General features: G+C 29.7%; 8 protein-coding genes. All 8 read right to left on the bottom strand.

The window, feature by feature from the left end:
- Positions 1 to 1,788 (bottom strand): amino acid adenylation domain-containing protein (locus tag DM397_RS00910; protein WP_162615448.1); only part of this gene is annotated, 1,788 nt, incomplete at its 3' end.
- A 259-nt stretch (positions 1,789 to 2,047) separates the two neighbouring features.
- Complete coding sequence (locus DM397_RS00905) at positions 2,048 to 3,010, bottom strand: cupin-like domain-containing protein (protein ID WP_162615447.1); 963 nt, start codon at positions 3,008 to 3,010, stop codon at positions 2,048 to 2,050.
- A gap of 198 nt (positions 3,011 to 3,208) precedes the next feature.
- Positions 3,209 to 5,143: an alpha/beta fold hydrolase gene (locus tag DM397_RS00900; RefSeq protein WP_111375760.1), complete on the bottom strand. Its 1,935-nt coding sequence runs from the start codon at positions 5,141 to 5,143 to the stop codon at positions 3,209 to 3,211.
- A gap of 20 nt (positions 5,144 to 5,163) precedes the next feature.
- On the bottom strand, positions 5,164 to 5,799 hold the full coding sequence (locus DM397_RS00895) for a 4'-phosphopantetheinyl transferase family protein (protein WP_111375759.1): 636 nt from the start codon (positions 5,797 to 5,799) through the stop codon (positions 5,164 to 5,166).
- Positions 5,800 to 5,810: 11 nt separating this feature from the next.
- Positions 5,811 to 10,256, bottom strand: a complete 4,446-nt coding sequence (locus DM397_RS00890) for a non-ribosomal peptide synthetase (RefSeq protein ID WP_111375758.1) — start codon at positions 10,254 to 10,256, stop codon at positions 5,811 to 5,813.
- A gap of 17 nt (positions 10,257 to 10,273) precedes the next feature.
- Positions 10,274 to 11,896: a cyclic peptide export ABC transporter gene (locus DM397_RS00885; RefSeq protein ID WP_111375757.1), complete on the bottom strand. Its 1,623-nt coding sequence runs from the start codon at positions 11,894 to 11,896 to the stop codon at positions 10,274 to 10,276.
- Positions 11,897 to 11,898: 2 nt separating this feature from the next.
- Complete coding sequence (locus DM397_RS00880) at positions 11,899 to 12,585, bottom strand: thioesterase II family protein (RefSeq protein WP_111375756.1); 687 nt, start codon at positions 12,583 to 12,585, stop codon at positions 11,899 to 11,901.
- Between the two features lie 69 nt (positions 12,586 to 12,654).
- A partial coding sequence (locus DM397_RS00875; protein WP_239457760.1) for a condensation domain-containing protein occupies positions 12,655 to 14,362 on the bottom strand: 1,708 nt, incomplete at its 5' end.

Genomic DNA, 14,362 nt, shown 5'->3' with positions numbered 1-14,362 from the left:
AAATTTCTCCTGGGTCAGTTCTGCCCTATTCAGATAACCTCTCCCCACGCCTGCTCCTGATACATAAAGTTTCCCTGTAACTCCTATTGGTAAAGGATTTAAACAATCATCTAATATGTAGACTTGGGTGTTGGAAATCGGTTTTCCAATTGGAATTATTGATTTTTTAAAATCATTTTTAGTTATCTTATAAATCGACACACAAACCGCACATTCAGTGGGACCATATGCATTATAGTAATCAATTCCTGATTCTACAATAGCTATTGCTTTACCCGCATTAGCAGATTCTCCTGCAGTAATAACGCATCTTAGTCCTGAAATATCATTCTCTGACAATAATCCTAAATAACTTGGAGGAAAAGTAACTACTGATGCTTTTGTTTCTTTTAAAAAAACTATAAATTGATCTTTGTTTTTTATTGTTTCCTCTCTCGGAATGCATAGTGTAGCACCACTATACAAACTCATCATAATTTCAGATATAGAGGCATCAAAAGAAACAGAAGAAAACCATACCACTTTATCAGCCTCGGTAATTTCAAAAGTCCTAATCTGGTCTAAAGACATGTTTATGTTACTGACATGCTCAACCATTACTCCTTTAGGTTTCCCTGTGGAACCAGATGTATAAATTACATACGCTACATCTTTGGCTGAAACAGCTGCATTGATATTCTCGCAATCATTGAGATCTAAATCTACTGATCTTACTGCTAGTGTATCGCAATTATCAATATCTAACCTGACACTATCAACTATTAGTAATTTTAAAGCACTGTCCTTTATCAAGTAGTCAATTCTATCTTGGGGATAATTAGGATCTATTGGCAGATAAACTGCACCTAACTTTAATATTGCCAGTAATGAAATGATTCCAATATCAGATTTAGGTAAAAGCACACCAATTATGTCTCCTTTATTTATGATATGTTTAGAAGAAATATAATTAGCCAACTGATTAGCCTTTTCGTTTAATGTAGAATAGGTTAGTTCCGATTCTTCAAATACAACAGCAATTTTATTTGGTGTCTTTCGAACCCGTTCTTCAAATAAATCAACTATCGATTTATCATTCGGATAAATAACAGCAGTATTATTAAAATCTACTAATAATTGATACTTTTCTTTTTTAGATAGCAAACTATAATCCAATAAGTTACCAACAATATTATTTTCTAAATTAACTACAAACTGCTCAAAATGTTTGACTAGATACTCAACAATTGTATTCTTTACAAAACCCTCTGCATAAGAAACGTTAATCTCTATATTTTCATTCTTATTTATTCTTACATTAAATGAAATACCATTACAACTTAAATTAGTTTCATTGTTAATCCCAATACCGTAATTAGATAAGATACTTAAATCGTTAAAACCTATCTTTTCGGATAAATTGTCCTTATTGTAGTCTGAATATTTTAATGTCTCTAAAATTTCATATTTTACTTTTTGAAGATATTCTTTAAATGATGTATTTAAATCTACGGGGAAAGACATAAACAAAGACTTACCTTCATCATACTTTGACATAACGTAACCATCAAATTCACTAATTAATTTCCTTAGCAAAAAAGAATAAATTGCGCTTATTAGAGTATATTGAGCGATTGGGTTTTTATTGGTAAGGGTATTAAAATAATTTAGTTCCCTGGCGTTAATAATGACACAAGGCAAATTATTTTGTTTCTGTTGGACCCCAAGAACTTTCTCTCTATTTAATGTTTTTTTCTTCCAATATTTTAAAGCCAAATTAACGTTACTTAACTCCGTATTCTTATCCATAAATTAAACGTTTATATTTTCCGGCAACTGCGCTGCGATCATTTTTCAAACAGTATTTCATACTAATTAAGGTGACTTTTCAATTTCAATATTCCAGCCTGTTGGCTAAGATCTGAGATAACTTTTTGACCAATTAAAACCATAAGTATTCCATAGGCCAGAGAAAATTTCACTGGCCTTTTGTTGCATGTCCATAAATTGATTGATGTTTTAAATTATTGCAAACACATCAAGTTTGCCAGGAAAATATTGTGTTTTCTTACTTAAACACATTAACCATTTTTCTAAATCCAAATGATATCCCAGAACACACTCCTAAAACTGGCATTACAAGAGATATTCCTTTAATAGGCCATAAACCACCAAAGTAAAATCGACGAACGAAATAATTTGAAAAATCTCCAAATTTATGTAAAGGGCTTTTCCAACAATGCGCATAGGTAAATCCTACTTCTCCATCAACTGGAATAACTGCATGATGCCAATATGGAGGAATATATAAAGCGTCACCCTCCTCAACACAAGCAATGATTGGTTTTAAATCAATATTATCCAGGGTTTTTCCGGATAAATTAAGTTCTTCAATAAAAAATTCTGTTACCTTTTTTACATTTGGCATATCAGGAGGCAATAAAACTACTTTTTTTGTGCCATTGATCTGGCACATTAAAGTTTCATCAATCAAATGATGATGCCATGCAGTAGATGCTCTTCGGTACATAAAAAATCTTCTATGAGCGAATCCTCTTGGTTTTATCGTACTAGAAAGAAAAGAAAAACCCGGTATTTCTTTTATTAACTTTGAGAACTTATTGTCTTCTGTGATTGTTTCTGCTGGTATGCTAAAAATATAATCCTCATTTCTATGAAGTCGCTTTATCGCATCATGAAACGAAATATCCTCACTGTCTTTAAGAAGTCTTTCTCTGTCAATATGATTCATATGAGGAAATATTTTAATTTCAAAATCGTCACACACTGATAGCCAATAATCTGGGTCTTTGAATTTTTGTACTGCCGGCCAATTTTTTACAGCTCCTTTTACAAGGCATGGCTTGTTATATGATACCCAATTCTTATAAAAAATTTCTTTAGTTAATTCACTTGCATTAACAACCGGTACTTCACCGGCATGTTCAATTCCAGGGATAATTGAGAATAAATCATCACCAAAACCATCAAATTCTGTTTTTACTTTTGGCTCTTCTATAGTATTTTCCATATTTATCATTTTTATGTTATTGTTATTAATATTTTAACTCTTTTGGGTAAATTATTTAATTTTTAAATGTTATTATATACTGTTAATTGGAGAAATAATAGATTTTTGATAACATTGACCTTTTGTATTCCTAAGTCCGATAATTTAAGAACTAAAACAAATCTTACTCTGAAATGCGCCAGAATCGAAATTCATTCTTTAAAATAAAAAGCCCCAATACTGGAAATAAATCCCAATAAGAACTAATGAAAATAAAATTGTCGCGAGAATGCTTCTATTTGAAATAACCTTAATTTTAAGTAAAAAATAGAATACTGAAATTATGGTAAATAGTAAAAATATCCATTGAATAACAAAGAGATACGCAAACTTATTTGGTATTCCAAAAGCAAGTATGAAAAAATTGTCACGAGCTGTACTGTCAAAAGCTAAAGCAAGACCAATAATAGCTAGCAAGCCCAAAGCAGAACTAATGAGAAGTAAAATTTTCATTAATTTATTATGAATAATATCTTTTCTGTTTCTAATAAGTGTGTAACAAAAATTTAAAATTGATAGCAATAAAATAATGATCGCAATAAGGAAGGGAACAAAAAATAGTGGGTTAACTTCTTTTACACTATTAGCAAAGTTCGAAACCCCATCACTAACTTTTACATCTGTCACAAAATGAACTTTATTATGTAATTCAAATTCTTTTGTATCCGGTTTTTGCGCAGAATTTTTTACAAATCCATCTACAATATTAAATCCAATATCTGAAAAACTAGGTGCATGTCCGGAAATTGGAGCATTTACAAGAAAACCATTTTTGAATTTTTTTACTATATTTTTTCCATTTGAAGCGGGAGTAATTGGATCAAATGCTCCGGAAAACACCAGTACCGGAGCTGTTAATGTTGATAGATTAGATAAATCATTTAAAGTAGGCTTATCTTTTCCTAAATTCCACTTATCACATACTAAAAAGTCTGATTTATAAAAAGATAATCCACCTTTTAGTTTTTTATAATTAGCAGCATCTTTATCAAATGCTGAAATTGAATTATTAGGTATTGCCTCATTACAGCTCACACAATAATACTGCCCATAATCTAAAACTAAAGCACCTGAAAAAGCAGCTACTAAAGAGCTCAAGGTATTTTTATTACCTTTGTTAAATTCGGTAATTAATAAGGGTAATACCTCTATTAATTTCTCATTATATAACGCTTGTTGAATAGAAATTTTAAAATCCTCTACATTATAAGTGAACTTTCCGGTAGGGATTATTTTTTGACTTACATTAACGGTAATAGGATTTTTGCTCAGCTTTTCCAATGTTTCATAATAAGTCTCTTCTAAATTAGGATAATTTTTATTGCAATTAGGATCATTTTTACATGCATCAAAAACTTTTTCAAGACTATTCATGTAATTTGAGGTATTATGATTGTAATACTCTCTGATATCTGAAACTGAAGAATCTAAAATCAATGATTTTATATCCGCAGGAAAATCATTTGCATAAACCTGAGCTGTATAGGTGCCATAAGACACTCCATAAACATTCCAATTATTATATTTTAAAGCCGTTTTTAGAGCATTTAAGTCTTTACCGATTGATTTACTATTGTAGGCCTGCAGATCAATATCCCGACTTAACAGATCTTGTTGACATGACATCGCAGCCACAATTTTTTGCTGCTCATCTTGTGAAGCATTTTGGTTTTTTGCCAGTATTTCCAAAAATTTCTTTCCTAAATCAGGACAAAATTTAGGCAAAGAATAACCGGTACCTCTTATGTCCATTAAAACAATATCACCTCTTTTTCGTAAAGGATGTTGCAGCCACATCCAGATTGCACTAATACCACTAGCTCCTGGTCCTCCGGCAACAAACACAACAGGATTTGCATCTATATTTTTTGAGGTACATTTTAAAATTGCAATTGCAATTTTAATTTTTTTCCCTTCTGGTTTATCCCAATTTTCAGGAACATTTAAATACTTCCATTCTATAGTTTCTTGTGTCAGAATTTTATCTTCAGCAAAGAAAGACTTTGTTTTTTCAATTTTATAAGCATTGTTTTGAGAAAACAAACATGTTGGAAAAAAACAAAGTAACAAAATTAGTCTTAGTAAATTTTTCATTATTAATTAAATTATTCGATTTATATTATATTTTTTATTGATATTTCGCTGATATTTTCTTTTAGTGAGATATAACATTTATATTTTTTGTCTATTTCTATTTTCTTTAAATAAAATTTTTCATCATTGATTGTAGTTGTATTATCTAAAATCTCAAATGATTCGAGAGGAATTGTCAACCCAGAACCATGCGCTTTTATGACCGCTTCTTTTTGAGTCCAGTAATCAAAGAAGGCCCTTTGCTTATTCTTTGAAAAAGTAATATTGTCCCATTCCGTTTTAGTCATCTGAAATCTAAAGTCCTCTATTTTAATATCTGAGATTATTTCAACATCAATTCCTACTTCATGCTCGCTCCCAAATACACAAGCCACAATTTCTCCGGAATGCGAGATATTAAACTGGATTGAATTATCTTCAAAATAAGGTTTATTATATTTTGTATGTTGCATTACTTTATCGTAGGCATTATAATTGTATATTTCTCCAATGCCTTTAAACAATAATACTCTTCCTAAAAGCGATAATTGTGCGTCCTCCCATCTTCTATATCGCTTAATTTTCTCTTGATATTGGAGTGGGAATTTTGGCAAGTCATTTTTCAATAACCTTTCGTGATTTTCTTCAGATAAATAAGAATAGTAGACGTAAATCAAAATTATAAGTGTTAAAAATTAAAATCAAAATCGAAGGGCATATTCTTTTCAAACTCTAATTTAAGATCTATTAAATCTATGTCTGTAAATGGGGACTCGCATATATCACTTAAAAGATTACTATACTTTTGAGCAAGAATTTGAATTGTATCATCTTCAAATAAATCACAGTTATAATCTATACTACAATTCAGTTTATTATCATTTTCAAACCAATTAAATGCAATAGGCATTCTGCTGTATTTGTGCTCCACCGGATATGAAACTAGTTTAAAATCATTAAATGCATCTATAGCATCAAATGACAATTCTGTATTCTGATATACCAACATAACATCAAAGATAGATTGAGCTAATTTGTCAAAAGGAATATCCTGATAATCAGACATCAGTAATAAATCGTTTTGAGTACTCCTCAATATATCAATGAAAGTTTGCCCTGACTTTATTTGCGTTCTTAAAACAAGCGTCTTGACAAACATTCCAATTTGATCGTTTAAAGCTGGTATATTTCTTCCTGCGTTCACCGTGCCAATACAAATATCATGATGGTTGGAAATTTTAAAAATCAAAAAATTTAAGGATGTCATTAGAACTGTATATAATGTAACTTGCTGCTCAAGTGCTATTTTTTTTAGTTCTAAAGTTGTGTCAGCAGTTAGTTCAAACTGAAATCTATTTGCATTTTGCTTGTTATTTTCTGTACCAAAATCCCTTTCAAAAGAATCTTTATATTGATATTTTTCAAGATATTTTTTCCAGAAGATCTCATTTTTAATGGTATTTAATTTCAAATCTTCTTTAAACCATTCCGTATAGTCTTTAAATTGAAAACTTAATGTATTTTCTTTTGGTGTTTCTATAGTGGCGTCTTCATTGTAATTGCTAATAAACTCTTTGACAAAAATTTCTAATGATAAACCATCCATGATAATATGATGCGTCGAAAAAAGCAATATAAATTGACCAGTTTCTAACTCAAGAACCTGAACTCTGAGTAGTAAATCTGTTTCTAGTATAAACTCCTTATTACTGAATTGATTTATAGCTTCCGTAATATTTTCGGTTTTTAGTTTAATACTTGTAATTTCAAAGCTGTCTATGTCAAAGGAATTAATCTTTTGATAAGGAATTCCATTGATTTCAATAAAATTAGTTTTCAGAACCTCATACTTACTAATTATAGTATTTACTGATTTTGCAATTTTATCCAAATCGACAGTGCCTTCTATCCAATAAGCTGCTGACATATTGTAAGCTATTGACATGTTTTTTTGTTGGCATGTGAGCCAAATATTATTTTGTGAGGGCGTTAAACTGTAAAAATCTTTAGATTCACATAATGGTATGGCAATAAACAAATCCGGTTTAAGCTCCTGAAGATAACTTGACAATAGCTCAATTGTGGGATAATCAAAAATAGTCTTGACAGAAATAGTAAAAGAAAGCTCCTTCGCAATTAATCCTGCCAACTTAACTGCGTGTAATGAATGTCCTCCAAGTGCAAAGAAATTATCCTTTACACTTATGGGCACTTTGCTATTTAGTATTTCGCTCCAATATTGAGATAGTTTTTTTTCTAAAATGGAAACAGGAGCTTTAAAATCATCCTGATTTACATTTTGTTCAATCTCTCTCTCTAACAAAGATTTCCTGTCTATTTTTTTATTTGGAGTAAGTGGAAATTCTTCCAAAGTAATGATTGCATTAGGAATCATATAATAAGGAAGATTCATTTTCAACACTTTAATAACTTTTTCTGAATCAATTGCGTCATTACTTATTAAAATATAAGCTACCAAAAAAGAATCTTGCTGATTTACTTTTTTAGCAATTACTACAGATTCTTTGATTCCTTCTATTTGATTTAATTGTGACTCTATATCTCCAAGTTCAATTCTAAACCCACGTATTTTAACTTGATTATCATTTCTTCCTAAAAACTCTATTTCCCCTTTATCATTCCATTTACCAATATCTCCTGTTTCATATAATAAACCAGAGGCATCAAATGGATTTTCTATAAATTTCCCCTTTGTTAATATTTCATTATTATAATATCCTTTTGCCAAACCATCACCTGCTATATAAATTGCGCCCGGAGTTCCAATTGGTTTAGGTTTTAAAAATTTATCTAAAATATAAAACTGTGTGTTGTTTATTGGTTTTCCAATATTAGAAGATTCTTTTGGATGTTCTATTTTTCGTAAACTGGACCAAATAGTAGTTTCAGTAGGCCCATACATATTCCAGATTTCTAAACTACTTTCAATTAACTTTTCTGCTAATGCTTCACTTAATAAATCTCCGCCACAAAGCACTTTTAACTTCTTACTTCCTTGCCAATCTGCATTAAACAGCATTTGGTAAAAGCTTGGTGTAGCTTGAATTATAGTAGGTTGTATTTCTTTTATTTTTTGAATAATCATAAAAGGATCCTTCAAAACTTCCTGAGTTGCGATATACAAAGTAGCTCCGGAAATTAAAGGAGCAAAAAACTCTAAAATCGAAATATCAAATGAATAAGTGGTAACCGAAAATAATATATCATTTGAACTAACTCCCGGTTTTTGTTGCATACTGCACAAAAAATTAAGCAATGATTGCTGTCCAATTTGAACGCCTTTTGGATTTCCTGTGGAACCCGAGGTATAAATTATATATGCTGTATCATTAGAGCAAATTGTTGTGAATCGATCACCGCTAAATTTGTCAATACTTGCCAAAATATTTTCTAATGGCAAGATTGTTACATCATTAGCTTTTTCTAATTCATAACCTTTTTCATTAATAATGATTTTACTTTGACTGTTATTGACAATATAATTTAAGCGTTCTTTTGGGAAGGAAGGATCTAAAGGAATATAAGATCTGCCCGACTTTAATATACCTAGCAGAACTATCACCATATTTGCAGAACGTTCTAATACAATGGCTACAGGTGATTTATCTTTTTGTCCATAAACTTCAATAAGATATTGAGCTATTTGATTTGATAATTTATCAAGTTCTGCATAAGAATAACATTTATAGTCATCCTTAAGTGCTTCTTTATTTGGTGCTTTTTGTACTTGCGCTTCAAAAAAATCTATTATTGTTTTGTCTTTCTGGTAATCAACGTTTGTATCATTGAATTGACTTAACAGTTGATATTCTTCTTTTTCAGTTAAATAAGTCAATTCTTTTAGTTTTTTATCAGGACAATCTAAAATATGATGAACTAAATTTTCAAAATGCTCAGCAATCTGTGTTATGCTAAAATCGTCAAAATAATTCAGATTATAATCAAAATCAATTTTGACATCTTCCAACTCATCAAACTCTCTAATATAAATCGCCAAAGCCACACGCTCAGATTGATGACTTAACGGAATTACTTTAGTTTGAGTATTTAAAAAATGGTTTGCATAATCTTGTTTTTCATAAGAAAGTGTGATATTGAATAATCTTTCTTTTTGATTGTACAATCCAAGTTCCTGAATTAGTTTTCCTAATGGTAAACGCTGATGGCGATAATCCTTGCGTAATTGATTTCTAATGTCAAGTATTAAATCTTGAAAAGTAGCATTAAAGTCTAATCCTATTCTTAAAGGGGAAATCCCCATAAAAAGTCCGACTGTTTTTTTGTAAGCGGCTTTATTTCTGTTTAATACAGGCAAACCAATAGCGAAATCATTATTTTCATGTTTTCTTCCAAAATAAGAATACAGAATGCCCAAAATCAAATGAAAAGAGGAACATTTATAGCTCGAAGCTAACGCATTTAGCTCGTTATATACCTCTCTTTTTATAACTAATTCTTTACGACTGCTTTTATTGATTAGTGAAGATTCAATCTTCTTTTCAAACAAATTCTCTGGTAACGTTTTAAACTTTTTAGACCAATATTTTAAATCCAGATTAAATGATTCTGAGTTTTGATATTGAAAATCATCTATTGAAAAATCCTTATAACTAAAAAGATAGCTTGATTTAATTTCATTAAACTGAGAAATTTCATTATAGTTTCGAACTAATCTTTGAAACATTAATGAAGTTCCCCAACCATCAGTTATAATATGATGATAAACGGAAAATAAATAATACAGATTTTCATTAACTTTTATCAAGGTAAATACATGAAGAAGATTTTCTCCGGATAAATCAAAAGGCTTCATAAATTCCTTTTGCATATAACTAGTCGTTTGCCCAATCGAATCTGTGCAATCTGAAAAATCAACAAATCCCAATTCTGATTGATGTTCATCCAGTAATTTAATACTGATATTTTCTTCATTTTTTATAATGATACTTCTATAAGCATCATGCTGATTAATCAATTCAAAATATGCTTTTTTGAATATCTCAGGATTTACTTTTCCTTTAATTTCGATTTTTGCCCCAATATTATATATAGGGTCATTAGGAAACAATAATTGTTCGAAATAAATATCTTGTTGTGGTAATGTCAATTTCATTAAAATCTATTTTTACGCTATTTCCATATTGAATCCAACTCTATATTATCAGTAATTTTTTTATCCATGATAATTTTACCGTAATCAAATTTTATAATTCTGTCAGCATGTTTAAAATAAGTATCATCATGGGTAACTGCTATAATTGTTTTACCTTCTTCCTTTAATTTTGGCAATAGATTTTCATAAAAATATTTACGGAAATGAGGATCCTGATCTGCAGCCCATTCATCTAAAACTAAAATTGGTTTATCTTCTAACAAAGCGAGAATCAATGACATTCTTTTGCTTTGTCCTTTAGAAAAGGATCGTCTTGCAGATTCTTCTTCATCATCAACGACTACTTTATCCATTTTCATCAATTCCAATAACTCTTGATAATGTTTGTTATTTTTCAAAGTAAAATCATCATAGTTAAATGAAAATATATGATTTTCTGTAAAAACAGCTGCCATTGTATCTTGCAATTGTGCCTTTGAATTTACAATAGTATTATTCATCTGAATTTCTCCATTAGACGGTTCATACAGACCTGTCAACATATTAATAAAAGTACTTTTACCACTACCGTTTCCTCCAACAATAAATATGGTCTCACCACTATTAATTGTCACATTAACAGGGCCAAGTATGAAATTTTTTTCTAATTCGTTTTGATGATTAAACTCTATATCACTAAATTTTAATGATGAAAATTCATGATAACCAGTTGCAACATAAGGCTCTGTACTTTCATTTTTAAAATCATTTAAAAAATTTGTAATCCTTCTATTAGCTACCATAAAACGAGTATATATACTCTGCAGGTTTATCAAATTATTGATTGGCCCATTGATAAACAACAGTATAACTACATAAGATAATACATCCTCTTTTTTTAATAAATTAATAGCCGGTAATAAAAAAAGAATCACACCAATAACCATGTAAAGACCATATTGACTAATTAGGTTAATAGATAGAAAAATGTAATTTACTTTAAGATCTAGCTCTTTTGCACTTCTCCTGTTTGGATTAAGATGATTATTTCTTAAATTGTCTCTCCTTTTAGGATTAATTTTCAGCTCTTTAAATCCTTTTACAATATCTTGTACATATTTATAATATTCATCATTGTATTTTCTTAATATGGCTATTTTAGGTGACATCATATTCATCACTAAAAAATATAATCCCCCAATACCAATGATTAATACCACTATCACTAGTGCTCCATAACCTGATAAGGTAAAGAGATATAACATACAAAGAAGCAGCATCAATATTGAATTAATAGATTGAGTAACTACATCTGGAAGTAAAGAAAATACCCGTATATCTTCAATAGCTGTATAGAAACGATGTGATCCCATTTTTTCGAGTGTAATCAAAGGAGTATTTAAAAATTTATCAAAAATTTTCTTTTCATTTTCATATAAAATCTTATACGAATACTGGTTTAATCTTTTTTGAAAAATAATATTCAATAAATAAGTATAAACTACAATTGACCCGAAGACAATTCCCATGTAATAACCTTGAAATTCAATATTACCTGAAATCACATTATTGATTATAAATAAAATTCCGAAACTCAGAATTGTGTTAGGTATTGAATATAAAATCAGAAATAGAATATTCTTTGCTGAAATTTTTAACATAATTAAATGGTTAGTTTCTGTGTAAGATTTTTAAAATATTGTGTAAAAAAGGTAACATGCTTGAAAATAAAAAAATGATCTCCCTTCATCTGAGTTATGGAAATTTTTTCATTTGATTCCTCTTCCCAACCTTGCATTTCATCTTCGGTAGATTCTTCAGAACCATAGAAAACATCAATAGGAATATTCAGTTTATTTTTTTTCTGATATTTATATACTTCAACAATCGTAAGATCTGCCTTTAGAATAGGAGTAAAAAACTCGATTAATTCTTGATGATTAATTAATTCATCAGGAATACCACCAATTTTAACAACTTCATCCCAAAACAGATTATCTGGTAAGTGACAAAATAGGTTTTCTCTTTTTGTAACTGGTGGTTTTCTTCCGCTCACAACTAATTTTGCAGGTTTTTGAAAGCCTAATTCTTCAATTTTTTGGCATAATAAATACCCTAGCAAAGCCCCCATACTATGCCCATAAATAATATAATCCTGATGTTGAGATATTTCAGATTTAACTTTTTGAAATAAATCCTCAATTAGCGAATCTATATCAGTAATCAGGTCTTCACCCATTCTAAATCCTCTGCCAGGATATTCTATAACAGTAAAGTTTTCGATGTTTTTTGCAATAATTTGAAAAGAGTGCTTGTTTCCTCCTGCAAAAGTGAATGCTATAATTTTCATTGGGCCGATAATTTTAATTTTGTTGATTAAGTCTTTTATTTTTTTTAGATATTACATCTCATTAAAGAGTTATATAGCAGTTAATTTTTCAGGATTATATTTAATATTATTAAAGGTGCAAAGAAGCTTTTCTTTCTCTTCTCCTGATAAATAATCAATAGCTGCGATAGGTTGGTGCGATTGTTCTAATAATTTTAAAAGCATAATTTTATAATGTTTCAGAAATTGCTCCATCAAATCATTATCATAAACATCACTATTATACTCTACTATACAAGAGAGCCTATCGTCTATTTCTTCAAAATATAATGATAAATCAAACTTACTGCTGGCAGCTCCATAATCTATTATGCTATCTGCTATATCACTAGTCAATGTAATGTTCTTCTTTTTATCTCCGTTGTTTTGCAAAACAATTAAAACATCGAAAATAGCACTCCTGGAAAAGTCTCGTTTTAAATCTAATTCTTCTACCAGACGATCAAATGGATATTTTTGATGTGTATAAGCGTCTAAGGCTGTTTGTTTGACATTTGCGTATAAATCATTAAAACTATCGTTCCCTTTCACCTCATTTCTCAATACAAGGGTATTTAAATAACATCCTATTTGATTTTCTAAATCAAAATGCTCTCTCCCTGCAATTGGACTTCCAATAATAATATCTTCCTGCCCTGTATATCTATAAATCATTGCCTTAACAGAAGCTACTAACCCCATGAATAATGTGCCTGAATTTTGCTGACAATAGTCTTTAAGTTTTGAACTTATTTCTTTAGATAAATACAATCCTAACATGCGTCCTTTATTAGTCTTTTCTGCCGGACGTTTATTAAAAGTTGGCAATTCTAATATTGATAATTCTCCTGAAAGCTTAGTTAGCCAGTAATCCCTGTGAAGTTGAAATGACTCTTCTTCCAATTGCTTTTTTTGCCAGGCAGCATAATCTTTATATTGTATTCTAAGATGTGGTAACTCTGGGTTTTCTCCTTTTTTAAATGCTTCATAACAAGTAAAAACATCTTTTATAAGTACATCATTAGACCAACCATCACTTACTATATGGTGAATATTATAATAAAAAACATATTTGTCATCTAATAATTGAATGAGTGATGCTCTTAATAAAGGTCCTTTCTCTAAATCAAATAATTTATAGGAATCTTGTTCAATATAACTCTTTACAAATTGTTCGTTTTCTTCTTTTTCTCTGAAATCTAAATAATTGATATTAAAATCTAATTGCTCTTTAGATAATATCCATTGTCTGATTTCTCCAGAATCATCTACTTTAAATACCGTTCTTAAAATTTCGTGCCTGTCTACAACATGATAAATAGCTCTTTTAAAACTTTCTATATCATAATTACCATTCAGTTCGATATAAGCCGGCATATTAAAGGCTGCTGATTCTTCTTCAAATTGACTTAATACCCAAAACCTTCTTTGAGAATCTGAAATTATATAACTTTCGTTGTCTTCTACTTTCTGAATTTCTACGTATTCATTTTTTTTAGAAGCCTTTATTAAATCCGAATGAGATTCTAATGTTTCGCTAATAAATAAATCTTTTAAAGACATTTTTACGTCGAACACCTTGTAATATTCACTTATTAATCTGGTAATCTTTAAACTATGTCCTCCTAATTCAAAAAAGCTTTCTGTTACTCCAATCTTTTCAATTCCTAATACTTGCTGCCATATTACAACTAGTTTTTCTTCTGTTTCATTTCTTGGAGCTACGTATTGATTTCTGATAAGGTCTTCTCCATCTACT

The sequence above is a fragment of the Flavobacterium nitrogenifigens genome (assembly GCF_003254565.1).
GTDB lineage: Bacteria > Bacteroidota > Bacteroidia > Flavobacteriales > Flavobacteriaceae > Flavobacterium > Flavobacterium nitrogenifigens.
The sequence above is the reverse complement of the archived record's forward strand: the minus strand, read 5'-3'. Positions and strand labels throughout refer to the sequence as shown.

Bases quoted from the DNA above. Each gene is read 5' to 3' on its own strand.
- DM397_RS00885 (WP_111375757.1), bottom strand. From the start codon at position 11,896: ATGTTAAAAATTTCAGCAAAGAATATTCTATTTCTGATTTTATATTCA.
- DM397_RS00900 (WP_111375760.1), bottom strand. From the start codon at position 5,143: ATGAAAAATTTACTAAGACTAATTTTGTTACTTTGTTTTTTTCCAACA.
- DM397_RS00905 (WP_162615447.1), bottom strand. From the start codon at position 3,010: ATGGAAAATACTATAGAAGAGCCAAAAGTAAAAACAGAATTTGATGGT.
- DM397_RS00890 (WP_111375758.1), bottom strand. From the start codon at position 10,256: ATGAAATTGACATTACCACAACAAGATATTTATTTCGAACAATTATTG.
- DM397_RS00880 (WP_111375756.1), bottom strand. From the start codon at position 12,585: ATGAAAATTATAGCATTCACTTTTGCAGGAGGAAACAAGCACTCTTTT.